Annotated in this window: 24 protein-coding genes; 15 read left to right on the top strand and 9 right to left on the bottom strand. The window is 42.6% G+C overall.

What is annotated here, in order from left to right:
- Positions 1 to 268: 268 nt before the first annotated feature.
- On the bottom strand, positions 269 to 1,675 hold the full coding sequence (gene clcA, locus IQO02_RS15590) for a H(+)/Cl(-) exchange transporter ClcA (RefSeq protein WP_010430161.1): 1,407 nt from the start codon (positions 1,673 to 1,675) through the stop codon (positions 269 to 271).
- Between the two features lie 551 nt (positions 1,676 to 2,226).
- On the opposite strand from clcA, the gene IQO02_RS15585 reads away from it, so the two are divergent.
- The 3 genes from IQO02_RS15585 to IQO02_RS15575 all read left to right on the top strand — a co-directional run bounded on the left by IQO02_RS15585 (position 2,227) and on the right by IQO02_RS15575 (position 5,461).
- The gene (locus IQO02_RS15585; protein ID WP_010430159.1) at positions 2,227 to 3,210 is read left to right on the top strand and encodes a CobW family GTP-binding protein; all 984 of its coding nucleotides are present in this window, start codon (positions 2,227 to 2,229) and stop codon (positions 3,208 to 3,210) included.
- Between the two features lie 181 nt (positions 3,211 to 3,391).
- On the top strand, positions 3,392 to 4,678 hold the full coding sequence (locus tag IQO02_RS15580; protein WP_010430156.1) for a DEAD/DEAH box helicase: 1,287 nt from the start codon (positions 3,392 to 3,394) through the stop codon (positions 4,676 to 4,678).
- 162 nt (positions 4,679 to 4,840) lie between these two features.
- A complete protein-coding gene (locus IQO02_RS15575) occupies positions 4,841 to 5,461 on the top strand; it encodes a LysE family translocator (RefSeq protein ID WP_010430153.1) in 621 nt (206 codons plus the stop codon).
- Positions 5,462 to 5,616: 155 nt separating this feature from the next.
- On the opposite strand, the gene IQO02_RS15570 is transcribed toward IQO02_RS15575, so the two are convergent.
- Positions 5,617 to 7,653, bottom strand: coding sequence for a PhoX family protein (locus IQO02_RS15570; protein WP_010430150.1), 2,037 nt, complete (start codon positions 7,651 to 7,653; stop codon positions 5,617 to 5,619).
- Between the two features lie 254 nt (positions 7,654 to 7,907).
- Between IQO02_RS15570 and IQO02_RS15565 the strand changes: the two genes are divergently transcribed.
- From IQO02_RS15565 to IQO02_RS15540, 6 genes are all read left to right on the top strand, one after another.
- Positions 7,908 to 8,249: a YggL family protein gene (locus IQO02_RS15565; protein WP_004731398.1), complete on the top strand. Its 342-nt coding sequence runs from the start codon at positions 7,908 to 7,910 to the stop codon at positions 8,247 to 8,249.
- Positions 8,250 to 8,503: 254 nt separating this feature from the next.
- Complete coding sequence (locus IQO02_RS15560) at positions 8,504 to 8,644, top strand: hypothetical protein (RefSeq protein ID WP_016768121.1); 141 nt, start codon at positions 8,504 to 8,506, stop codon at positions 8,642 to 8,644.
- Entirely contained in the window at positions 8,637 to 9,320 is a 684-nt protein-coding gene (locus tag IQO02_RS15555; RefSeq protein WP_010430143.1) for a spondin domain-containing protein, read from the top strand. The genes IQO02_RS15560 and IQO02_RS15555 overlap by 8 nt, the downstream gene beginning before the upstream one ends.
- Before the next feature lie 9 nt (positions 9,321 to 9,329).
- Positions 9,330 to 10,010 carry a spondin domain-containing protein gene (locus tag IQO02_RS15550; RefSeq protein WP_016785313.1) on the top strand — a complete coding sequence of 227 codons (681 nt, stop codon included), beginning with the start codon at positions 9,330 to 9,332 and terminating at the stop codon, positions 10,008 to 10,010.
- Positions 10,011 to 10,091: 81 nt separating this feature from the next.
- On the top strand, positions 10,092 to 10,823 hold the full coding sequence (locus tag IQO02_RS15545) for a response regulator transcription factor (protein WP_016785312.1): 732 nt from the start codon (positions 10,092 to 10,094) through the stop codon (positions 10,821 to 10,823).
- Positions 10,824 to 10,887: 64 nt separating this feature from the next.
- Positions 10,888 to 12,261, top strand: coding sequence for a sensor histidine kinase (locus IQO02_RS15540; RefSeq protein ID WP_016768118.1), 1,374 nt, complete (start codon positions 10,888 to 10,890; stop codon positions 12,259 to 12,261).
- A 33-nt stretch (positions 12,262 to 12,294) separates the two neighbouring features.
- On the opposite strand, the gene IQO02_RS15535 is transcribed toward IQO02_RS15540, so the two are convergent.
- Complete coding sequence (locus tag IQO02_RS15535; protein ID WP_010430132.1) at positions 12,295 to 12,750, bottom strand: hypothetical protein; 456 nt, start codon at positions 12,748 to 12,750, stop codon at positions 12,295 to 12,297.
- A 158-nt stretch (positions 12,751 to 12,908) separates the two neighbouring features.
- The gene (locus IQO02_RS15530; RefSeq protein ID WP_016768117.1) at positions 12,909 to 13,838 is read right to left on the bottom strand and encodes a DMT family transporter; all 930 of its coding nucleotides are present in this window, start codon (positions 13,836 to 13,838) and stop codon (positions 12,909 to 12,911) included.
- A gap of 149 nt (positions 13,839 to 13,987) precedes the next feature.
- Here IQO02_RS15530 and IQO02_RS15525 point away from each other — a divergent pair, with 149 nt between their 5' ends.
- The gene (locus tag IQO02_RS15525; protein WP_016785960.1) at positions 13,988 to 14,446 is read left to right on the top strand and encodes an Lrp/AsnC family transcriptional regulator; all 459 of its coding nucleotides are present in this window, start codon (positions 13,988 to 13,990) and stop codon (positions 14,444 to 14,446) included.
- Between the two features lie 170 nt (positions 14,447 to 14,616).
- Here the strand turns inward: IQO02_RS15525 and IQO02_RS15520 are convergent, their stop codons facing one another.
- Together IQO02_RS15520 and IQO02_RS15515 are read right to left on the bottom strand one after the other, a co-directional pair.
- Complete coding sequence (locus IQO02_RS15520) at positions 14,617 to 14,859, bottom strand: hypothetical protein (protein ID WP_010430121.1); 243 nt, start codon at positions 14,857 to 14,859, stop codon at positions 14,617 to 14,619.
- A 251-nt stretch (positions 14,860 to 15,110) separates the two neighbouring features.
- Positions 15,111 to 15,659, bottom strand: coding sequence for a hypothetical protein (locus IQO02_RS15515; protein ID WP_016768115.1), 549 nt, complete (start codon positions 15,657 to 15,659; stop codon positions 15,111 to 15,113).
- A 119-nt stretch (positions 15,660 to 15,778) separates the two neighbouring features.
- On the opposite strand from IQO02_RS15515, the gene IQO02_RS15510 reads away from it, so the two are divergent.
- From IQO02_RS15510 to phaC, 5 genes are all read left to right on the top strand, one after another.
- Complete coding sequence (locus IQO02_RS15510; RefSeq protein ID WP_010430114.1) at positions 15,779 to 16,459, top strand: SH3 domain-containing protein; 681 nt, start codon at positions 15,779 to 15,781, stop codon at positions 16,457 to 16,459.
- Between the two features lie 573 nt (positions 16,460 to 17,032).
- The gene (locus tag IQO02_RS15505; protein ID WP_016768114.1) at positions 17,033 to 17,773 is read left to right on the top strand and encodes an SDR family oxidoreductase; all 741 of its coding nucleotides are present in this window, start codon (positions 17,033 to 17,035) and stop codon (positions 17,771 to 17,773) included.
- A 24-nt stretch (positions 17,774 to 17,797) separates the two neighbouring features.
- Positions 17,798 to 19,009 (top strand): acetyl-CoA C-acetyltransferase, encoded by a 1,212-nt coding sequence (locus IQO02_RS15500; RefSeq protein WP_016785680.1) that lies wholly within the window; start codon positions 17,798 to 17,800, stop codon positions 19,007 to 19,009.
- 137 nt (positions 19,010 to 19,146) lie between these two features.
- A complete protein-coding gene (locus IQO02_RS15495; protein ID WP_010430107.1) occupies positions 19,147 to 19,494 on the top strand; it encodes a phasin family protein in 348 nt (115 codons plus the stop codon).
- A gap of 75 nt (positions 19,495 to 19,569) precedes the next feature.
- Positions 19,570 to 21,396, top strand: a complete 1,827-nt coding sequence (gene phaC, locus IQO02_RS15490) for a class I poly(R)-hydroxyalkanoic acid synthase (RefSeq protein WP_016768112.1) — start codon at positions 19,570 to 19,572, stop codon at positions 21,394 to 21,396.
- A 129-nt stretch (positions 21,397 to 21,525) separates the two neighbouring features.
- Here the strand turns inward: phaC and IQO02_RS15485 are convergent, their stop codons facing one another.
- From IQO02_RS15485 to IQO02_RS15475, 3 genes are read right to left on the bottom strand one after another with little or no spacing between them, the layout of a single operon-like run.
- A complete protein-coding gene (locus tag IQO02_RS15485) occupies positions 21,526 to 21,663 on the bottom strand; it encodes a TIGR02808 family protein (protein ID WP_010430103.1) in 138 nt (45 codons plus the stop codon).
- A gap of 11 nt (positions 21,664 to 21,674) precedes the next feature.
- Complete coding sequence (locus IQO02_RS15480; protein ID WP_010430100.1) at positions 21,675 to 22,256, bottom strand: NapC/NirT family cytochrome c; 582 nt, start codon at positions 22,254 to 22,256, stop codon at positions 21,675 to 21,677.
- A gap of 29 nt (positions 22,257 to 22,285) precedes the next feature.
- Positions 22,286 to 22,741 carry a nitrate reductase cytochrome c-type subunit gene (locus tag IQO02_RS15475; protein WP_010430099.1) on the bottom strand — a complete coding sequence of 152 codons (456 nt, stop codon included), beginning with the start codon at positions 22,739 to 22,741 and terminating at the stop codon, positions 22,286 to 22,288.
- Between the last annotated feature and the right edge of the window lie 25 nt (positions 22,742 to 22,766).

Here is a 22,766-nt window from a genome sequence, read left to right as displayed (position 1 = left end):
TAATTTATAGAATGTGAGGTATTTATAGTATTTGAGTGAATTATCGAATGTCTGTTCTAGCTAGAACGTTCAGTTATGCCATCAATAGATGTTAAGAGCACTCAAATAATTTTGAGTGGATGATAGCAAGTTTAACGTTTGCTTTTTTGATTTTGATGCGGAATCGGGACATTAAGCACGGGGAAAGTGTGCTTTATTTCTTGAGTTATTTGTAATTAGCTAACTTTTTGTACTGACCTATCACAGAGATGTAATGCATACAATGTCGCTAACGTGCTTCATCTTGCTGTGGGAGATCTTGCTGTCTGAGCTTCTCGTTTTTCAGCGTACGGTTAAGTAATTGACTGTAAATTGGCTGCCCACCTAGCATTTGAGCAATGATAACTGCCCCTAAGCAAGTGATGATCAACGGTAGAATAAGATAGTAGTTATTGGTCATTTCAATAACCAATAGTATACCTGTAATGGGTGCTCGTACCGTAGCAGCAAACAAAGCTCCCATACCTGCAATCGCAAACATACCCGGTTCAATATTCAGTTCTGGGAAGAATGCTGCTGTAGTAAGCCCAAAGGCGTAACCAAAGAGTGTTCCTAGTGCGAGCATCGGTGCAAAGATGCCGCCCGGAGCACCTGAACCGAAGCAAAGTAGGGTGGTGATAACACGTCCTAAAAAGATCAGCAGCAGTACGTTTGCACTGTAACCACCATTAGTGATATTCGGGATGATACCAATACCACCGCCTGTTAATTCAGGTATGTAAAGCAGTAACAAGCCAAAGCAGCCACCAAGCAGGGTGCCGGTGATTAAATAGCGTTTGCGGTCATTTTTGTGTATCGCAACAAATAAGTCTTGCGACAGCGTGATCAGTTTATTGAAAATTACGCCAAACAAACCGAACAATACGCCTAATAACAAGAACAACCAAAGCGCATTTAATTCCGGTGGTTGATATTGAGGCATCGTGATAACGGCCGATTGTCCATTGATGGAACGAAAAACAATATTGGCTGAAATAGCAGAGATGATCACTGCTTTGATCGAAATGAGCGAGTAGCGGAATTGGGGTCTCATCTCTTCGACGACGAACATGATTCCCGCTAGTGGCGCATTGAATGCTGCAGCTAAACCACCAGCCGCTCCTGAAGCAAGCAGCGAGTGTCGAGTATCATCATCTTTGACGCGAAAAATATCAGTTACCATACGACCAATACTGCCGCCCATTTGAACAGTCGGCCCTTCACGGCCTAAAACCATACCTGAACCTAGTGCTCCCATACCTCCAAAGAATTTGACTGGCAATACTCGCCACCATCGAACAGGACGCATTCCGTCCATAGCACCTTCAATTTCAGGTATACCTGAACCTGCGGCTTCTGGAGCAAAGCGATGTACAAGGAAATATCCAATAAAAGCGAATGCTGCACTGATAATAAAAGCGGCTAACCAAAGAGGAACAAAATTGGTAATTTCATCTTTTAGCCAATCGGTACGAGTTTCTGAAATGAAATGAACGGCTACTTCGAAATAGGTGCCAACAACCCCAGCAAGCACGCCAACGATACAAGAAAGAAAGAGGACAGAAGCGGGTGTTTTGTCTCTAGAGAGAAATTGGTTGATAGCATCCCTTGGCATTTTTGCGAGTAAGGACTGCTTAATTTTCTCTCTTCTGGTCATTGAGGTTAGGTTCCTGTGTCGATAAGGCGGGGCTGTTATGAATTATACGCTTCCTATTCATATCCTATAGTAATAAAGATGAAAAGTTGAATTTCATTTATGGAGTGCGTTCATTCCATTTATGGAATCTATGGGTAATAGTGGTATCACCGTCACAATTTTGATCGATTATCTGGCGGTGGCTTGAATATCCCCAAAAATGAACCATAGTTAAATCGTAAAGCAACATAACAAACCGCAAGGAGAAGTGAGGTTTTACACACAATTTGGATGGATTCAGAAATAAAGTTTTAGTTCCTCGTTAATTGTTCAGGTCGATATTTAAGGCTTCCTGATTCGCGAACTCACGATTGAGTAACGAGGGTGAGGCGTACTGATGAAGTACGCCTTTAGTTCGTCTGGATCATCCATTCCCGCTTTTAATCTCTCCTGCTTATCCCTTGCCATTCTATTAATTATCATTCCTCTATAAATCATTCTCAGTATAAACAAGCGATTGGGGTCAACTTTTCGTTAATTGAGTATATACTCCCTAAAAAAGGAGGACTGATATGACCAAAAAAGTTCCTACAAACATAATCACGGGTTTTCTGGGTGTTGGTAAGACAACCGCTATTTTGAACCTGCTAAAAAATAAACCTGAAAATGAAAGCTGGGCTGTTCTGGTTAATGAGTTCGGGGAAATCGGTATTGATGGGGCATTGATGACAGATCAAGGGGCTCTAATTAAAGAAGTGCCAGGTGGTTGTATGTGTTGTACGGCTGGCGTTCCAATGTCGGTGGGTATCAACGCTTTGCTTCGTCAGAAGCCTGATCGCTTGTTGATTGAGCCAACAGGACTTGGCCACCCTAAGCAGGTTATTGCTACGCTGACTTCAGAACAATACACACCGTATGTTGATTTAAAAGCGACGCTTGGTTTGGTTGACCCACGAAATCTATCTAATGAAAAGTACACCTTGAATCAGAACTTTAACGATCAGCTAGGCAGTGCTGATGTGATTTTAGGCACTAAGGTTGATTTAGTGCATTCTGAAGATATCGATGTATTTAATGACTGGGTCACTAACCAATCGCCATCAAAAGTGTTCCACAAGTTAATCCATGATGGTGAAGTGCCTTTGGAAGTGTTAGATATCGAAAGAGTACACGGCAGTGCTTCATCTCATATTGAATCGCACCATCATGATCACGCCGAACAAGAACCTCAATTCCTACTTCCTCCCGGTGAAGCGTTCATTCGAAAAGAGAACAAAGGGCAGGGTTACTTTAGTTGTGGCTGGCTGTTTGGTGCAGAGCATAAATTTGATTTCGATGCGCTGTTCTCAATGCTGTCGGATCTGACGGCTGAGCGTGTAAAAGCTGTCGTGAATACTAATCAAGGCTGCTATGCGTTTAACGTCGCGAATCAAGTAGTATCAGTGAATGAAATTTCCCTTGATGGCTTTGAATCCCGACTGGAAGTGATCGATTCGCAGTTAATGCCTTGGGGTGATCTCGAGCAGATTCTACTCAAGTTGTGTGGTATCAAATAGCCCAATTATCCTGTTTGGAATGATGATTCTGGTGTTTGCTTCGCGGATGGTGAGGTAAACACCCGATTAAATGAGAAAGTTTGCGTTATATCACGATAAATGTGAGATAAATCACTCTAATTACTTTATAGTGCTCGGCTGAAATAAGAATGTAGGCTGTCTGCTTAAGGAACCCGTAACAATGTCATTTTCTTCTCAAGGTTTTGCTCCTGAATTAGTCAAAGCGTTGACTGAGTGTGGTTATGAAAAACTCACTCCAATTCAACAAAAAGCGATTCCAATGGCTCGTAAAGGCCATGATATTTTTGCTACTGCTCAAACCGGTACGGGTAAAACAGCGGCATTCTCATTGCCTGTTATTCAGCATCTATTGAACAGTGATAAAAAAGCCTCTCGTGGCACGGCTCGTGGACTTATTCTAGCGCCAACTCGTGAGCTTGCTGCACAGATCGCTCAAAACATTAAAGACTACGTGAAATACACTGAACTAAGCGTTGCTGCGGTTTATGGTGGTAACAAAATGTCTTCACAGGTTCGTCAATTAGAACTGGGTGTTGATATTCTGGTTGCAACACCAGGCCGTTTAGAAGAGCACTTAGAAGCGGGTAACGTGTCGATTGCTAATCTAGAGTTCCTAGTGTTTGATGAAGCTGACCGAATCCTCGATATGGGCTTCATCAATGCCGTTCGTAAGATCATGTTGGATGTAGAAACGTCTCCACAAATCATGATGTTCTCGGCAACAACATCAACTCAGTTAAACCAACTTTCAGTTGATATTCTACGTAAACCAAAGCGCATCAGTGTTGAACGTGAAAACTCAACGGCCGCCACGGTGGGCCACGTGGTTTATCCAGTGGATCAAGAACGTAAAACAGAACTGCTTTCTGAACTGATTGGTCGTAAAAACTGGCGCCAAGTACTTGTGTTTGTGAACTACAAAGAAACAGCGAATGACGTAGTTAAAGAACTTAAGTTAGATGGTATCAAAGCGGTTCTTTGCCACGGTGATAAAGCGCAAAGTGCTCGTCGTCGTGCATTAGATGACTTTAAAGAAGGCAGAGCTCGTGTAATGGTAGCAACCGATGTTGCAGCCCGCGGCCTTGATATTGAAGACTTGCCACACGTAATTAATTACGACATGCCTTTCCTAGCGGAAGATTACGTTCACCGTATTGGTCGTACAGGCCGCGCTGGTAAACAAGGTCATGCAATCTCTTTCGTTAACCGCGAAGAAGAGTTGACTGTTGTTCAAGTTGAAACACTTATTCAACAACGTATTCGCCGTGTCGAACAACCAGGTTATGAACCGAAGAAACGTGATGCTTACATTGAGAAGTTGAACACAAAATCGGCTTACAAAAACCGTCAGGGTCGCAAGAACAACGCGAGCGAAGAGCCTCAAGATCAAGCAAGTGCTGAGCGTCGTTTGACTATGATGAAGCGAATTAAAAACCGTCGTAAGTAATTACGGTTGGTGTTGAATAGAGCCACTGTTATGTGGCTCTTTTCGTTTGTATTTTTAGTAAGATTGTTTATTGTCATTACTACTTCGTTTCAACCTCGCTTCATTTCAAGCCCGATCAAGAAACAAGAACCATTAAATAAAAATAAGTCGATAGGTAATAATATGGATAGCGCACTACTTTGGGCTTTTATTCCCACGTTTTTCTTCGTATCAATTACGCCTGGGATGTGTATGACCTTAGCTTTGACATTGGGTATGAGCATTGGTTACAAACGTACATTATGGATGATGATCGGTGAACTGGCCGGTGTCGCTGTGGTTTCTGTCGCAGCGGTACTGGGTATTGCTTCTATTATGCTTAATTATCCATGGTTATTTACGGCCTTCAAATTTGTGGGTGCAAGCTACTTGTTCTATTTGGGTGTTCAGATGTGGCGTTCAAGAGGCAAGTTGGCGATCAGTACTGATAATCAAACAACTGAAGTGAACAATGATTGGGACCTTGTGGTACAAGGTTTCGTGACAGCAATTGCCAACCCGAAAGGTTGGGCGTTCATGATTTCATTACTGCCTCCTTTCATTAATAGTAATGTCGATTTGGCGCCTCAGTTGTTTATTCTTGTTTCTATTATTCTCGTTTCTGAATTTGTCTGCATGACCTTGTATGCGACAGGTGGTAAGAGCCTAAAACATATGCTGGGTAAAGCCGATAACGTTAAGTTGATGAACCGTATTGCTGGTACGTTAATGATGGGCGTTGGCGTGTGGTTGTTTGTGAGCTAATTCTGGTTAGCTAACGATGCTCAACGGGTTAGCTAGCTCATAGAATATAAAAAGAGCGATAGGGTATTTAGCCTTATCGCTCTTTTTGATTTGATTTAGCTAGCGAATAGAAGCTAGATAACAGTAAGGTTACTGATCTTAGCTAGATTTGCTTATTAAACCGCGATTTCACCGCCGTCTTCACGACGAATCACAACGGTAGATGCTCTTGGGCGAACTGAAACTCCTGATGGAGTTTCTTCTGCTGCATCGGTGCTGTATGGCCAGTTGCCAGGGTGCTGAATGTTTACAAATAATGACTTATAATCTGGGCTGATGGTAAAGCCTGTTACTTCACAACCGTTAGGGCCAACAAAGAAGCGCTTGAGCTCTGCTTGATTATCGGCACCAACCACTTCTTGAGTGCCATTTTCATCTGTCAGCTTTGATGGTACGACTGCGAGCATTTGATCATTAGTATAAGACGTAACTTCGTCTGCACCGTTATCGGTTTGAATCCACAAAATACCGCGGGGATCAAACGCTAAGCCGTCCGGACTCGCAAATTGGTTCATGTCAGTCAAACTTGAACGGTTAGTGTCTGCATCACCATTGGCTGGTGAACCGAACACAAAAATATCCCATGTAAAGTCTGATGCAGCTTCACTCTCATCCCAACGAATCACATGACCAAATTTGTTGTTCAAACGTGGGTTTGCTGCGTTTGTTTCATCGGTACGAGAAGTGTTGTTGGTTAACGTTAGATATACAGAACCAGTGTATGGGTCTACTGTACACCACTCCGGACGATCCATTGGAGTGGCTCCAACAAGGTCGGCGGCACCTGCCGTGTTTAGGATTATTTCTGCTAACGAGTTAAAGTTGTCCGCCAGTGTACCTCCAGAAACAGTGGTACTTTCTAGTGTTAGCGGCAGCCAAGTACCGGTGCTGTCTTCGTTGAAGCGCGCCACGTACAACGTACCTTCATCCATGTATTTATCACCAGCTGTCAAGCGATTTGAAGGGTTTGCATCTGCTGGGTCCCAGTTGGCTGTTGATTCAAACTTATATAGGTACTCAAAGCGAGAGTCGTGACCAGAGTAGAACACCACTGGTTGACCTTCTTCAAGCTTACCAAAAGTACAACCTTCATGACGGAAACGACCTAGGGCAGTACGCTTTTTGGCACGAGAGTTTTGCGTATATGGGTCAATTTCAACAATATAACCGTGACCATTTGCTTCATTACGGTAATCGTCAATTGAACTTGTGCCGGTCGGTTCTACGTCAAATCGAGTAAATTCATCCAAACGTTCTTCTGCATTACCTGCCAAAGTTTCCCATAAGTAACGTGTGTTTTGATCATCGATACCAATACGGTTTTGTTCTTCAGTTCGAATGCCAGTATTCACAAAGTACCCTGGCCAGTTTTCTTCACACGTTAGATAAGTGCCCCAAGGAGTAAAACCATTTCCACAGTTGTTTAGTGTACCGCGAGCTTGGCTGCCATCTTGTGAGAAGCGGGTTACGGTCAACTCTGTGTTCGCAACAGGTCCCGATAGGTCCATGACCGTTGCACCAGTATAACGACGGTTGAGTGGATCATTATCGACCAGTGTCCACATATTGTCTTCAAGTTGAATTCGTACGACAGATACACCATGAGCGTTAATTTCTTTACGAACTTCATCGACGATAGTGCGAACACCCCCCACAATCGTCGGGCCGCTGGGGTGCAGTGCGGAAGTATCTATGTACTCGTGGTTAATACATAGCAAGCCATCAGTATCACTGTCGTCTAGCGGGAAAAAGTGCATACCATCGTGATGCATGCCTAGCGCATTGAGCTGATCGGTGCTCGTATTACTGCCGTCATCTTTCCATGAGCTGCCCTGTGCGTTTAGAGGTGTTCCCCATGGAACTAAAACTTGTGCAACATACCCTTGTGGAACGGAAACCGCATCGGTAAGTGAACCCGGAATCGAATCAAAGTTCAGTACAGCACTTGAGGCGCCTGAACCATTACCGACAGAAGCATTTGGACTAGAAGAGTTACACCCGGAAAGTCCAAATGCACCAAAGGCTGTCATTGCGCTGATACCCAAACCGCCTTTCAATACGTTTCTTCTTGATAGGTTGGCGTCTAATACTTCTTCGAAAGGTTTGTTTTTGCTCTTGTTGAAACGAGTGCTATTAAATGTTTCCTTGCTCATCGCTACTGCTTCCTGTTGGCTGACTTTATTGTTTGTTATTCATGAGTAACCCAGCTATCAACGAATGAGTTAATAACTTGGGTCAATATGTGACCAATCGTGAAGCAGTTAAGTGACAAGTTTTTATAGTTTTGATTAAGGTTTTGTTTCTGTAGCACGATTTTTGCCGTTAAGGCTATTGTGTAATACAAAACTCTTGGGGATTAGCTAGGAACTGTGTATAAATGCTCTATTAAACGAAAAGAGAGACAGTTATGAAATTAGATAAAATCGAAAACAAAAATCGTCGCCTACGCAAGAAGTTATACCTAGGTGAGTTCGCTATTTTAGGTTTTGAAGTAAGCTGCACGACTTCGATTGCTGATTTTGACCAATACGATGTGTTCATCGATGAATTTATCGATTTCATTGATAGCATTGGCCTGTGCTTTGGTGGCGGTGGTTTAGAGCTGTTCGAAGGTTTCTTATGTTCTATTGAGCGCTACCGTTCAGTGACAGAAGCAGAGCAACTGCAAGTAGCGCAGTGGCTTGAAGCTCGCGCAGAAGTAAGCAAAGTTGAAGTAAGCGAACTTGTTGACGCAAACTACGCATTCTAAAGTGGTGTTGTTCGGCGAGCTCAGTTGGAAGCGAATAGAGCTTTCCTGAGAGAAGCTTTGTACATCACAGAAAGGCCCAGTCGGTATATCGACTGGGCCTTTTTGCGTTTGGTCTGCGCTATTCTTGAAGCATGACTCCTTGTGTAATTCTCATTTTTATAACGAGATTTTCTATATACATATCAGTCTCTTATGCCTGTCTTTCTGCATAGTAAGAAGTTTGAAGAAACTTGTGATAGTTTTATGAGAATTCAATGAAGTTGCTGATAGATTTGAATGTCATTCTTAGAGTTAACAACACCACAGTTCGTTCTGGCAAAGGTAACGGTATCTGGCTGTTATTCGTTTTGTTGGCAACGATAGGACTCGATAAAGGATGGAATCAAAATGAATAAACGCACTCAAATCAGCTTAGTGATCAGCTCAGCTATGTTGGCGCTTGGAACAAGTCAAGTTCAGGCGGCACAGCTTGAGGTGACCGTTACCAATGCCACGAAAGGGATCTACTTTACGCCTATCTTGGCAGCAGCTCATGACTCTAGCTTGTTCATGTTTAGAACGGGTGAAACGGCTTCTTCGGAATTAGAAGCTATGGCAGAAGGCGGCGCTATTTCAGGCCTATCTAGCTTAATTGCTAATGCGGGTGGTGTAGTGGTTGAGGACCCTGCAACAGGTATTCTTGATCCAGGTGTTGCAACGACATTTGATATTGATACTGGCAACTTAGCTTACCTGTCGCTAGGCGCAATGCTATTACCGACTAATGATGGTTTTGTGGGTTTAGATAGCTGGAAGATCCCAACTCAAGCTGGCACTTACAAAGCAACGCTCAACGGTTATGATGCGGGTACTGAAGCGAACGATGAATTGGCAGGCAGTATGCCAAACCCTCCATTTATTACCTTTGGTGCTGGTGGTACTGGTGTAGAAACTGCGGTGTCAAACGCTAAGGTTCATATTCATCCGGGTAACATTGGTGATAGTGATGCGGCGGGTGGTATCAGTGACCTCGATAGCAGTAGTCATCGTTGGTTAAACCCTGTCGCAACCATCACTATTGTTGTGAAGTAAGGGGGATCTATGAAAGCTAGAATTTTGTTTATCGCTGCATCTGTCGCCGTCTTAGCTGGCTGTCCGGACGATGACGACGATTACTACCGATATGATGTAAGTGTCACTAACCTCACGCCAAATCAACCTATGTCTCCACTTGCGGTGCTGACTCACAATAATAGTTTCGAGTTATTTGAAGTAGGGCAAAGTACCTCGGTCGAACTTGAATACTTAGCCGAAGGGGGTAGCAATGCACAGTTGATTGCGCTCAGTGACAGTGACGCCAACGTTTATCAAGGCATCTCTGGTAATGGTTTGATTCTTTCTGGTGAAAGCGACACTGTTTCAATCCGTGTTGAACCTAACCAAGAAGACTACCTCTCTGTGGCTTCAATGTTGGTTAACACCAATGATGCGTTTGTTGGTGAATCCGGTTTGTCGCTTAAGTCATTAGCCGTGGGTGACACCTTCGTTATGAACATGAATGTTTGGGATTCGGGGACTGAATTGAACGACGAGCTTGCTGCAACCATTCCGGGACCTGCCGGCGGTGGTGAAGGCTTTAACACCACAAGGAATGACACGGATGTAGTGAGCTTCCACGCAGGCATTATAAGCCAAGATGATGGCCTGACGACGTCGGCACTAAATGGCAACCATCGTTTCCTTAACCCAGGCGCAAGAATCACAATTACTCGAACTGAGTAATTGACTTGAAGGTGCAATGAAAGAATTCCTGCTCTGTTCCGGTCAGTTTTATGTGGGCAAAATCCAAATAGAGCAGGGATCATGAATAGTGCTGCGGTAAATTTGATGGCAAACATATTGTTGGTTGAAGACGATGATGACTTGGCAGAACTGGTGCAGATGCATCTTAAATTTCAAGGTCATGATGTGGTCAGAGCTAATTCGATCGCAAAGGCTCAAGCGTTGTATAAAGGAGGTCAGTTTGATTTGATTGTGCTTGACCGAGGCTTACCTGACGGTGATGGCCTCGATTTTTGTCGCCTGCTGCGCCAACAAGAGGACTGGACACCTGTATTGATGCTAACGGCAAGAGACTCGGAACTAGACAAGGTGTCGGGTTTAGAAGCTGGTGTTGATGATTACATCACTAAACCATTTAGTGTGCTGGAGTTTCAAGCTCGTGTTAGGAATGTACTCCGTCGCTTAAGCCATGCTGAATCAACAGATCAAGATACTTCAACCATAGAATTGGTTATGAGCTTTGGTGGCCTCACTATTCAACCAGAGCGCCATCAGGTTTCACTTAATAATCAAGATGTCCCATTGACTGCAACAGAATTTACCTTACTTCATTTTTTAGCTACACGACCGGGACGCGTATACAGTAAAGATGAGCTACTTGACTATGTTTGGAATACTCATCATTCCGGTTATCACCACACGGTGTGCAGTACAGTTAACCGCCTGAGAACCAAACTTGCCACGCCTAATAGCGATGATGATTTTATCAAAACCGTTTGGGGCGTCGGGTATAAGTTTGAGTCAAAATCATAACATTCAATAAGCTTGTTTAGGTTAACGAACAAGAAAGAATATTCAGAGTTTACAAGGAGGAATCATGAGTTTTAAATCGCGCTTAGTACTGTTTACAAGTCTATGGTTTCTTCTGGTGAGTGTGGTCATTGCGTACACTTATCATTGGCAAAAAGAGACTATTGAACAAAGAACCAAGCAGAGCCTACATAAAGATCTGGCGGTGCATATGCGTGACGATAATCCACTGATGATTGGCACTGACTATAATCCTCAAGCGCTCAAATCAATCTTTCACACCTTAATGTTGATAGGTCCGGATTTCGACATCTATTTTCTTGATAGTCAGGGCAATATCACCACACATGCTGCGCCTGAAGGTACCCAATTATCGAGCCAAATCGATCTAGCGCCTATCCAACAGTTTTTAAATGAAGGGGTTTATCCCATTTTGGGTGAAGACCCGATTAACCCAAGCTATCCTAAAGTATTCTCGGTGGCGGCGATTGAAGAGCTGGGCTCGACTGTCGGCTATTTGTACGTGGTGATTGGAAGTAATCGCCATACTGTGATTACTAATTCCCAGGTTGATACGCCATATATCGCGCTAGCAGGGCTTGTGCTGGTTTCTATCTTGGGCTTTGCAATTGGTGCATATCTGTTAGTGAAACGTAGCTTATTGAACCCAATAGAGGCGGTAACCAATAAATTGCAGCAACAAGCTGAACAAGACTTTAGGTTAGAACCTAATTTCACACACCAAGTACCAGAATTAGTGCCCATAGCACGCTCTTATCAATTGATGGCGAAACACATTCAACAACAATTCTTGCAGCTTGAATACCAATCCTCGCATCGTAGACAAAGCTTATTACAGCTCAGTCACGATTTGAAAACACCACTTTCGAGTGTGCTTGGTTATTTAGAGACGTGGAAGATTCAAAATCCGCAATCGGACCCACTGATCGATGTTGCTTACCGTAACGGCAACAAGTTATCGCAACAGCTGCATTCTCTGTTAGATAGTGCCAAGCTTGATAATCCCGTGCCTACTTATCATTATGCTTCAATTGACATCAATGAGTTGATGGGAGAGTGCTTAGAGACAATACAAAGCCAATACTTGCAGAGAAATGTGCAGCTCAATATTGAGATACCAGATGGGATTAAGGCTGTTGGTGACAGTGAACTACTTGAGAGATTGATCTTGAATTTGTTAGATAATGCATTAAGGCATAGCCCAAGTGGGACGGCGGTATCGATGAATGTTGGTCTCGAAGCTGATTCAAAACGGGTGAAAGTGGTTATACACAATGAGATTGAGTTGGAAGCACCTAATGGATCGTTGGGTATTGGGACTAAAATCGCTCAGTCGATATTGATGCTACACCACAGTGTGTTAGAAACAACAAAGGCAGAGAACTCATTTCAGCAAAGTTTTTACTTGCCTTCGGTATAGTTCTGTCTGCCTTTGGTTGAGATATATTCGAGTCTATGCGTTTTCTTTGTCGTCATTAACTTTGGCGTAGAAGTGAAGTAGCTCTGTTAGTTCTTTCACCCAACCAAACGCTTCTGTCGGTGCTTTCAATAAAATCTTCTCGACTTTTTCACAGTGAGTTTCAAGGCTGATGGCTTGCTCAAGATTAAACGACATCGCATAAAAGTGCCAAAGTAGTAGACGGGTCATTCGCTCGATGTTCTGTTGTGAGTTATCTGACTCGCTAAATGCAAGGTTGACCTCACTCAGCGCGATTGCGGTCATTCGAAGCATCGCATCAAATTTTGCTGATTGCATACGCTCTTCACTGGTCACTTCTTCCTGCTCAAACGTAAATAATTCCGTCATTGCATCTTCAGGGACAAGGCGATGAATCATTCTTAAACTAAATTCTTCTAGTTCTTCACGAGGCATGTTGTTTAAGCAAGTTAAAGTGTAATCGCGTTGCATGGTGTTCTCTTGGATCTGCAAAAAGGTCGGACAGTTTAATGGAGAAGCGAGCTCAGAAAAAGGAGATTTTAGATAAGCCTACGTTTGTAGGCTTATCTGTGTAATACAAGCCCTAAAATTGATTTTTAGGGGAACTGTATTTAGGTTGGAACGCAGTATCAGGCTTTGCTATGGCTTGGCGGTTGATACTGCATAGACTGGTCGTTTCTCATGAAAATGTTGCTCGCGACCAAGCTACCGATACATATTGAACCAAGTGCTAACCAAGTCATGGTATCCGGAATTTCGTTGAACAGTGGGATCGCCAACAAAGTTGCTATGGCTGGAGTTGCACTGCCAAATGCTGCTGAACGTTCTGCCCCTAACGTGTTTACAGCATACAAATAAGTGAAAGCCGCGATTAAACCTGCACCAACGCCTTGTACCGCTGAATGCACGGCAAGCTCTGTGACTGGCCATTGAGCAATTGGTGTACTCATTAAATGGCTAGGGAGGGTTCCTGTAAGGATAAGGACCAGCAACAGCAAGATGGAACAGAATGAAATGAAACCCGCACTCACAAGCGCATTAAGATTGGCAACACGTGCTGAGATGGTAAAAGTCGCCCACATTAAGCTGCCACACAAAAACAACAAGTGACCTTTGGTGTATTCAAAGTTGAAGCTGCTTAAGCTATTTCCTAGAAACAACAATATCCCGAGTAAAACAAGACCTAAACCAACGACACGGTGTCGGCTAAGCGGTTGCTTAAAAAAGAGCACCGCAATCCCTGTTACGAACAAAGGGAGCGTACCTGGAACCAAAGCACTACCATGTGAGACAGGTACAAATTGCATGGCTGTGCCCGCAACGAGTAAGTAGGGCAAACCACTACCCACAAACATGCCTACTAAATAATGATTGGGCACCGCTGCCACTGCATAACGCGCTTTCCACACTAAGGGTAATAATACCAATGCCGGAATGAGGAATCGGGTCAGTGCAATATCTGCTGGTGTTAGCTCTGAATTTGCGCCGCCTTTAAGTGAAAGGAAAAAGCTCGCCCAGATGAGCAAAGTGACAGTAATAGATAGATAACCAAGCTTCATAGTAAACACAGAAAGTGGATGATGGTTCATTATGGAGGAGAGTTCGTGCCTCTAGTTGGCAAATTACGTTCGAATTTTAGTTGGGTTTGATGATTTCTGCTAAGATGTAGGTAATTATTGATGAATTTGGCTAATTATCGGCATTTACAATGGATAGAATTGATAGACACCTTCTTGAGTTGCTGCAAAAAGATGGCAGGTTAACGACGGCTGAACTGGCGGATGAGGTTGGTTTATCGGCTTCGCCGTGCGCGAGGCGTATCAAAAGACTAGAAGAAAAAGGAATAATCGATGGTTATCGTGTGAGCTTGTCACGAGAGCACGTTGGTATTGCAATGAGTGTGTTCGTTGAAGTAAGTTTAAACAACCATCAAGAAGTCTCAATTGATAAATTTGAGGGTGCAATTGTAGACATGGAAGAAGTGATAAGTTGTCACGTGGTGTCTGGTGCTTATGACTATCTATTAGAAGTTGTCAGTCCAAACCTCATGGCTTACGAGGCATTTACCAGAAAACTTCAACGACTCTCCAACGTAAAAGACATACATACCCATCTTGCAATAAGGCAAGTGAAGGGCAACGCGCCGCTTCCCGTTTACGCCGATTAAGCTTGCATAGACCTGAGAGGTTAGATTTACATAGCGGTGGAAGTGAGCTGAAAACGAAATGGCTTGTTATTGAAACTTTAACGTTGCTGACCATTTACGAACTGAAATCACGTGGGCAATAAAAAACGGAGCACCTCGTTAAAGGTACTCCGTATATAATAGGTGCAAAACTAGTGATATTTAAAGTTAGAGATTGAACAATCCCCAGTTTGTATATTTATTCTGAATGAAAAAGCATGTGAATGATAATCTACACCATCATTCCAAATTGTCTCTCCAAATATCTTACATAGCTCTAGCTCACTTACTGAACCGAACTCTTCCATGTGTTTAGCGACAGATAAAAGTTTACCTCTTATCTCTGCAGTTCCTTCCGTGTTACTCAAGCAGTTGAAAGCCATAGTTTTTTGCATATTACCTAGCCAAAATGTTTCTTGTTATTAAGTTATATGAAGTTTCATGATAACAATTTTCTGGCGTTTGTAAATGTATTTTGTGATGAATATCTCACATAAGCGCTTGTATTGGTCGTAAATTGAACTTTATTGTTGATAGTTAAAACAATATGTTTACAACTTATTGATAAGGCGTTGATTTACTATTTATCTGAATGCTTAAAGCGCTAACTTAGAACTGCAGACGTTGATATATAAACAGTGTTTCACTACAACCCATCTCCACTTGAAACTTTGTCATGGCGTGCGGCATCGATCATAGTCGCTTCGTTATGGTATCGGGAAGATAGCTGACGAAACTTACCACTTAGCGTGTTTATATCTCTTGCAAGGGATTGTGAACCTACCACATGTAACGATGCACTCTCAGTTTGTCGGGGTAACTTTGAGCGTTCGCAATGCTTGGCCATAGACTGCCACGAACTTACCAAAGATTGAGTTTCATCCAATTCAGTAGAGACGACGTATGCCTGTTTTAGTAATGCTTCAGATACTTGATAAGCGGTATTCATATGATTTTTGAGCTGCACATTAAATCTATCTTCGTACTTTACCCAAAGCTCAATGACCTGCTTTTCCGTGAAATGTTTTGAGAGTAAGGTTTGTGATTCATAACTAGAGAGGGCTTGATTAAATTCTTTAGTGTATTGATTGTAACGATCTTCAGTTGAGATTTGACGATTCAAAAGGGTTCGCCAAGTTTCTTGGTCACAATGGTGTGCTGAAACTACATTTGTGCTTAAAGATATACTGACCATTAGAAGCTTAATCCGAAAACTCATGACTTTCCTCTACTTACTATGTTCACTATAGAGAGTATAGATGAGTGGTGACTGGAGTTGATGTACACTGAGGTATACCTAAAACGGAAGAGCTGGTGGATTTGATGAAAAAAGCGCTGATCGCTTCACTTATATTACTAATGTTGGGCGGAGGAGGTGCAGCTTACTATTTCCTCGTTATGAAAAAAGACTCAACACCACCAGAAAAAACCGAAGAGCCAATTGAAGATGTGGCTCAACAATCTGAATCTGATCTAGTACCTATAGTGGACCTTAAACCTGAGCCAGATCAGACAGAGTTTTACGTTCTAGACAGAAAACTTGAAGTACTAGAACAACCGGAAATTGATGGTTTGATAACGGATTACCTCTATAAAGGTGAAAAAGTTGAGGTACTTGAGAAACAAGGTGAATGGGCCAGAATTTCAGATTACATTGTTCTAAAAGAGGGCGGGCCTCAGATTGCAGAATGGATTTTAATGTCTGGGCTGTCTAATGACGAAGTGATTATTTCTGATCAAGAAAGGAAAGAGATTTTGGATTCTTACTTGATTAAATCTGATGATCTGAAGCTACATCGCGAGAAATTTCGAAGCACGGTAGCTAAGTTGATCTTTGAAGGAGAATGCGATCCAAGTGACTTTGAAGAGCTAGGTGGTTGGGTTAAGTCTGTAAGGTACATTGACCGAGACGTCTATTTTATTTATTGCGGTGGTCTCTCTCTTGAAAATAAAATTTATCTTGATGTAAATACAGATGAAATATTTACCAAGTAAAACCCGATTTGTCATTATTGTTTGATGTATTAATAATTCATATATTTTTATTTTATAATCTTTGGTTATGAAAATATAAAATACAAGCCCACTCTCTATCAGAGTGGGCTTTTTATTACCTATTTATAATATTTATAGTTAAGACTCTAGTTATATATGAAATTTTATTTGATGTATGGTAAATAAATTATAATGATTAGGTGGTAATTATTTCCCATGATTATCACTCAAATACTGCTTGGTTTTCTCGTTCTTCCTTTTTTCTTGAATTGTTTGATAATTGTTTTTTGTTTTTAATAAACAATAAGTTACTGCTTTTTTATATTTCTGATTATGAAAAATCTCTTTTAAATTAATGGGTTGGATAATTTCATGTAAGCGAGTTGTTTTATAATACTTGTGAGGCAGGTCATATTTTTAGCGATAAGATTAAAATAATTAAATTTTGTAATAATACGTTTTGACTTTGACCTGTAGTGTTTAATTAAAGAGAAAGAAATTTTAATTATCGAATAGAAAATTATCTTATTAACTTCATTGTTATTTAATTGCTTTTAAGGGATGGAACTATTAATGAAAAAGCTTGCTTTAATTACAGGGTCAAAGGGCGGCATCGGCTCAGAAATTTCCTCTAAATTAGTTGTAGACGGATATCGTGTGATCGCGACATATTTTACAGGAAATCATCAATGTGCATTGGATTGGTTTAATGAAAAGCAATTTACTGAAGAACAAGTGAGATTGTTTGAATTAGATGTGACCAACACTGCTGAATGTGCGTTGAGCTTAAGCAAGTTGTTAGAAGAAGAAGGCACAGTCGATGTATTGGTCAACAATGCGGGTATTACACGTGACAGTGTCTTTAATAAGATGGATGCCGATGCTTGGAAAGACGTGATTGAGACTAATCTCAACAGCCTTTTTAATGTGACTCAACCTCTGTTTGCACCTATGTGCGAAAAGGGCAATTGTCGAGTGATTAATATTTCATCAGTGAATGGCCTGAAAGGGCAATTTGGACAAACCAATTACTCTGCAGCGAAAGCTGGAATGATTGGTTTCTCTAAAGCTTTGGCTGCGGAAGGTGCTCGTAGTGGAGTAACAGTAAACGTGATTGCCCCAGGTTATACAGCAACCCCGATGGTTGAACAAATGAAGCCAGAAGTGCTTGATTCAATTAAAAACCAAATCCCAATGAGACGCCTAGCGATGCCTACTGAAATCGCAGATGCAGTCGGTTTTTTAGCCAGTGAATCTGGTGCGTACATTACAGGTGAAACACTGTCTGTCAACGGCGGCTTGTACATGCACTAATGGATGAACTGAGGAGATGAAATGATGGAAAAAGTATTCATTGTTGCAGCAAAGCGTACACCCATAGGCTCGTTCACAGGGGCGCTAAAAAACGTATCTGCGGGTGAGTTGGCCGGGGTGGTGATTAAAGGTGCACTTGAGGCGACGGACCTTCCGTTAAATGCGATTGATGAAGTGATAGTTGGTAACGTGATTTCGGCAGGTCAAGGTATGGGGGTTGCGCGCCAGGCTTCCATCTATGCAGGGCTTCCCGAAGAAACACCAGCATATGGCGTCAACATGATCTGCGGCAGTGGTATGAAATCTGTAATGGATGCGGCGGCGCACATTAGGGCGCAAGACGCAGAGATTGTTGTTGCTGCAGGTGTTGAAGTGATGTCTCAAATTCCTTTTGTTGTGCCAGCTAGCATTCGTAACGGGCATAAAATGGGTGATATCTCGGTGAAAGATCTGTTGGTTGGCGATGGCCTAACCGACGCGTTTAATCACTACCATATGGGCATGACGGCTGAAAACATCGCCAATACTTTGAACATTTCACGCCTTGCTCAAGATAACTACGCATTAGAAAGCCAACAGAAAGCAGTATCAGCAATAGAAGCGGGAAAATTTGATCAGCAAATCGTGCCTGTAGGAGTCAAACAACGCAGACAAACCGTCACCTTTGATACTGACGAGTACCCCAAGTCAGATGCAACATTTGAAGGTTTGCAAAAGCTGCGCCCAGCTTTTGACCGTGAAGGAACGGTAACCGCAGGTAATGCATCAGGCATTAATGATGGTGCGAGTGCGATTATCTTAGCGTCTGAATCTGCAGTCGCGAAATATGGCCTGACACCACTAGTAGAACTAGGCAGCTACGCACAATCTGGATTAGACCCAAAAATCATGGGATTAGGTCCGGTTGAAGCTGTTTCAAAAGCGCTAGACAAAGCGGATTTGACGCTCGAAGAAGTCGACCTTTTTGAATTAAATGAAGCTTTTGCTGCACAAGCTCTTGGTGTGATGTATCAGCTTTCAGAGCAACACGATTTACCGCTAGAAGCCTTCAAATCTAAGGTGAATGTCAATGGTGGCGCAATCGCGCTTGGTCACCCTCTAGGGGCATCTGGGAATCGAATTATTGTTTCACTTATCCATGAGATGCTTGCTCGAAAGACAACTTATGGCATTGCTTCACTCTGTGTAGGTGGAGGAATGGGAACCGCTGTTTTGCTTAAAGGTATTGAAGGTTAGAACCTGATATATCAATGGCAAGCTTAGCAATTTAACGAGGTTATTTTTCAAACATCGTTAGCATAGCCAACGATGAGCCTTTATTGAAATGAGATACGCAAAAATTCATTAAACTATGTATTCATCAGGAGTTACTTATGTACACGGATATTTTTAAAACAATTACAGACCAAACTGAAAAGCAGTTCGAACCGTACTTGAAATTCAATAAGTTGGTGGCAAAGAACGTTCAAACAATGACTGAACTTCAAATGAATGCGTTGCAGACTTATACCGATATGGGTCTTGCACAAATGAAAGCAGTTAGTGAAATCAAAGATGTAAATAGCCTCACCGCTTTTAACGGCCAGCAACTAACGGCACTTACTCAATTGTCTCAACAAATGATGAGCGATAGCTCAAAACTGCAAGCTGCAGCAAAAGAGTTCAAAGAAGATGTTGAAACACTAACAACAGATAACTTGAAAACAGTTACGCCAGCATAAAACCAGTCGCCATCGAGCTACTACAGATTGGTCTGTACAGCACGGTGGCGATTTTCCGATTATTGGAGTCATGTTATGTTTCAACACTTCTTTTCGGACTACCTTGTTAAGCTTCAACAAACGAACCAGCAATGGTGGGAAAATTTTGAACAAAACAAGGAAGCCGCGCAATCTCCTCTGAATAAAGCGATGCAAGAACTGAATTTTGAAGATGCATCGAAAATTTTTGAGCAAGCCGCTAACCAACCCGCCGCTCTACTTCAGCTTCAAGCTCAATGGTGGGAGCAGCAGTTAAAAATATGGCAAAATACTGCGTTGATGGGCAACACCGAAAGTGTCATCACCGAAGACCGTGGTGACAAACGTTTTATCGATGAGGCATGGAAAAACGATCCGTTTTACAGCTTTATCAAACAGTCGTATTTACTATTCAGCAAGAGCTATATTGACACCATCAATTCTATTGAAGGCATTGATGAGAAAACCAAAGAGCGTGTGGCTTTCTTTTCGCGTCAGGCAATCAATGCATTGTCGCCAAGCAACTTTATCGCGACTAACCCAGAGTTAATGAAACTGACGCTTGAGCGAAATGGTCAGAATCTTCTCGATGGATTAGAACAGTTGCAAGCCGATGTCGAAGCGAGTGCTGATATACTTAAGATTCGTATGACCAACAATAATGCCTTCCGAGTGGGGGTTGATGTTGCGAATACAGAGGGCGATGTCGTCTTCCAAAACGAACTTTTTGAGCTAATTCAGTATTATCCGAAGACACCACAGGTGAATGCGACACCTTTATTGATCGTTCCTCCTTTTATTAATAAGTACTATATTCTCGACCTTCGTGAAAAGAATTCGATGGTACGTTGGTTGCTTGAGCAAGGGCATAGCGTATTCATGATGTCTTGGCGCACCCCGGGTGAAGCACAAAAAGACCAGAAATTTGGCGATTATGTAACAGAAGGTGTTGTTAAAGCCGTTACTGCGATTGAAGACATCACGGGCAAAGAGCATATTAACGCAGCTGGCTACTGCATTGGTGGTACGGTGCTGGCTTCGACTGTTGCTTACTACGCTGCCAAGCGAATGAAGAAGCGCATCAAAACGGCAACTTTCTTTACGACTTTATTAGATTTCTCTCAACCGGGTGAGGTTGGGGCGTACATCAATGAAACGATAATCAACGCGGTTGAGAAGCAGAATGATGCAAAAGGGTACATGGATGGCCGCTCGTTGAGCGTGACATTCAGTCTGCTTCGAGAAAACAGCTTGTACTGGAATTACTACATCGATAATTACCTCAAAGGTAGCAGCCCGATGGAATTTGACTTGTTGTATTGGAACAGTGATAGCACTAACGTGGCTGCGAAATGTCATAACTTCTTGCTGCGAGATCTCTACCTTGAAAACAAACTGGTTCAGGATAAAGGCGTCAAAGTGGGTGGAGTTTGGATTGATCTGAATAAGATCAAAATACCAAGCTACTTCATCTCGGCCAAAGAAGACCATATTGCTTTGTGGCAGGGCACTTATCGCGGAGCATTGAACACTGGTGGCAACAAAACCTTTGTTCTGGGTGAGTCTGGTCATATCGCTGGCATTGTTAACCATCCAGACAAAAAGAAATACGGCTACTGGCTGAACGACAATCTTGATGATTCTGCGGATGAATGGCTGAACAATGCAAATCACAACGAAGGTTCGTGGTGGACACACTGGGATCTGTGGCTACAGGGCTTTGAAACTGACGAAAAAATCGAACCTTTCAAGCAAGGCTCAGAACTTCACCCGGTGATAGGCAAAGCACCAGGCAACTATGTAAAACAGGTTCTGCCGATTGTCGATAAAGAGAAGGTTGATAAAGAGACCGCAGAGAAAGAAGCGCCAGAAAAAGAAGCTTAGGGTGTTAAGTCACATTCAATAATAAAGACATTCAACGTCAGATAATAAAAAAGCCACTGAAATAATCAGTGGCTTTTCGTATCAACTCATATCAGAAATAACTGGAAGAAGTTGATGTAATCTCGATTTCTAATCGATTTCTTTGTCTTTACCCATAGATAAAATCCAAAGAGATACGGCTGCAACACCTGCAAAGCCACCAAGAATGATAACTGGCATAGCACTGTAACCTAGGATATGCCAAATTACGCTCTCTAAAGTACTCATTCAATCGCTCCTTATTGCCAGCCTTCAACGCCGTGCATGTCTGGTAGTTTATGTGCGATACCTTTGTGACAGTCTACACATGTTTTTTCGCCAGAAGCTAGCGCAGTCGAGTGTTGTTTGGCACTACGAGGGCTCTGTTCTGAGAAATCCATGTAATCAAACTGGTGACAATTACGACACTCAAGTGAATCGTTCTTTTTCAATCGAGCCCACTCGCGTTCAGCTAGATGAGCACGACGCTCTTTGAACTTCTCTTCAGTGTTGATGGTTTTCGCAATAAAGTGTGCATACAATTCTTTAGATGCTTGAACTTTACGAACAATTTTATCTGTCCACTCGTGAGGTACGTGACAATCTGAACAGATAGCACGAACACCCGAGCGGTTGGAGTAGTGGATCGTTTCTTGGATCTCAGCAACAATTGGTGCGTGACAACCAGAACAGAACTCTTCCGTGTTCGTTGCCTCCATACCGGTGTTGAATGCACCCCAGAATAAAAGACCACCCGAGAAACCCAAGAATAAAACAACGCCTACCGCTGCTTTACTTGGCGTCGCCAGTCTTTTCCAAAACGCTTTAAGTAATTTTATCATGTATAGCCTCTCTTACCGTCCGGCTACGATTAACGCAGTGAATCTACAGGTTTGAACTCGTTCTCTACCAATGGTTTAGCATTAGCTTGAGGTACGTGACACTGTAGACAGAAGTAACGACGAGGTGATACGTCTGCAAGTACCGCATCTTCACGGTTCATGTAGTGAGTTACACTTACTTTAGTCGCACCCATTTCTTTTGCGTTTTTCCAACTGTGGCAAGAAAGACACTTGTTCGCGTTCAGAGAAACTTCATAGCTACGAATAGTATGAGGTACTAGAGGTGGTTGGTATACGTAGTCGCTCTCTAACACTTGGTCACGAGGGAACTTTTTGAAGTCATCCGCTGCGCGAGTTGCTTCAAGTTCACTTGCGCCACGTAGAGACTCTACGCCACCAATGCCGCCTGGATTATCAAGCTCAGCTTGAGCTGCACCAGCTAGCAAAAGACCAGCTGATAGTAGGGCAGTAATCAGTTTTTTCATGGTTAATTTCTCCGCCTAAAGGCTA

The sequence above is a fragment of the Vibrio sp. OPT24 genome, from assembly GCF_015163545.1.
GTDB lineage: Bacteria > Pseudomonadota > Gammaproteobacteria > Enterobacterales > Vibrionaceae > Vibrio > Vibrio cyclitrophicus.
The sequence above is the reverse complement of the archived record's forward strand: the minus strand, read 5'-3'. Positions and strand labels throughout refer to the sequence as shown.

Excerpts from the sequence above, each read along its gene's own strand:
- clcA (WP_010430161.1), bottom strand. The coding sequence starts at position 1,675 with ATGACCAGAAGAGAGAAAATTAAGCAGTCCTTACTCGCAAAAATGCCA.
- IQO02_RS15585 (WP_010430159.1), top strand. The coding sequence starts at position 2,227 with ATGACCAAAAAAGTTCCTACAAACATAATCACGGGTTTTCTGGGTGTT.
- IQO02_RS15580 (WP_010430156.1), top strand. The coding sequence starts at position 3,392 with ATGTCATTTTCTTCTCAAGGTTTTGCTCCTGAATTAGTCAAAGCGTTG.
- IQO02_RS15575 (WP_010430153.1), top strand. The coding sequence starts at position 4,841 with ATGGATAGCGCACTACTTTGGGCTTTTATTCCCACGTTTTTCTTCGTA.
- IQO02_RS15570 (WP_010430150.1), bottom strand. The coding sequence starts at position 7,653 with ATGAGCAAGGAAACATTTAATAGCACTCGTTTCAACAAGAGCAAAAAC.
- IQO02_RS15565 (WP_004731398.1), top strand. The coding sequence starts at position 7,908 with ATGAAATTAGATAAAATCGAAAACAAAAATCGTCGCCTACGCAAGAAG.
- IQO02_RS15560 (WP_016768121.1), top strand. The coding sequence starts at position 8,504 with ATGAAGTTGCTGATAGATTTGAATGTCATTCTTAGAGTTAACAACACC.
- IQO02_RS15555 (WP_010430143.1), top strand. The coding sequence starts at position 8,637 with ATGAATAAACGCACTCAAATCAGCTTAGTGATCAGCTCAGCTATGTTG.
- IQO02_RS15550 (WP_016785313.1), top strand. The coding sequence starts at position 9,330 with ATGAAAGCTAGAATTTTGTTTATCGCTGCATCTGTCGCCGTCTTAGCT.
- IQO02_RS15545 (WP_016785312.1), top strand. The coding sequence starts at position 10,092 with ATGAATAGTGCTGCGGTAAATTTGATGGCAAACATATTGTTGGTTGAA.
- IQO02_RS15540 (WP_016768118.1), top strand. The coding sequence starts at position 10,888 with ATGAGTTTTAAATCGCGCTTAGTACTGTTTACAAGTCTATGGTTTCTT.
- IQO02_RS15535 (WP_010430132.1), bottom strand. The coding sequence starts at position 12,750 with ATGCAACGCGATTACACTTTAACTTGCTTAAACAACATGCCTCGTGAA.
- IQO02_RS15530 (WP_016768117.1), bottom strand. The coding sequence starts at position 13,838 with ATGAAGCTTGGTTATCTATCTATTACTGTCACTTTGCTCATCTGGGCG.
- IQO02_RS15525 (WP_016785960.1), top strand. The coding sequence starts at position 13,988 with ATGGATAGAATTGATAGACACCTTCTTGAGTTGCTGCAAAAAGATGGC.
- IQO02_RS15520 (WP_010430121.1), bottom strand. The coding sequence starts at position 14,859 with ATGCAAAAAACTATGGCTTTCAACTGCTTGAGTAACACGGAAGGAACT.
- IQO02_RS15515 (WP_016768115.1), bottom strand. The coding sequence starts at position 15,659 with ATGGTCAGTATATCTTTAAGCACAAATGTAGTTTCAGCACACCATTGT.
- IQO02_RS15505 (WP_016768114.1), top strand. The coding sequence starts at position 17,033 with ATGAAAAAGCTTGCTTTAATTACAGGGTCAAAGGGCGGCATCGGCTCA.
- IQO02_RS15500 (WP_016785680.1), top strand. The coding sequence starts at position 17,798 with ATGGAAAAAGTATTCATTGTTGCAGCAAAGCGTACACCCATAGGCTCG.
- IQO02_RS15495 (WP_010430107.1), top strand. The coding sequence starts at position 19,147 with ATGTACACGGATATTTTTAAAACAATTACAGACCAAACTGAAAAGCAG.
- phaC (WP_016768112.1), top strand. The coding sequence starts at position 19,570 with ATGTTTCAACACTTCTTTTCGGACTACCTTGTTAAGCTTCAACAAACG.
- IQO02_RS15485 (WP_010430103.1), bottom strand. The coding sequence starts at position 21,663 with ATGAGTACTTTAGAGAGCGTAATTTGGCATATCCTAGGTTACAGTGCT.
- IQO02_RS15480 (WP_010430100.1), bottom strand. The coding sequence starts at position 22,256 with ATGATAAAATTACTTAAAGCGTTTTGGAAAAGACTGGCGACGCCAAGT.
- IQO02_RS15475 (WP_010430099.1), bottom strand. The coding sequence starts at position 22,741 with ATGAAAAAACTGATTACTGCCCTACTATCAGCTGGTCTTTTGCTAGCT.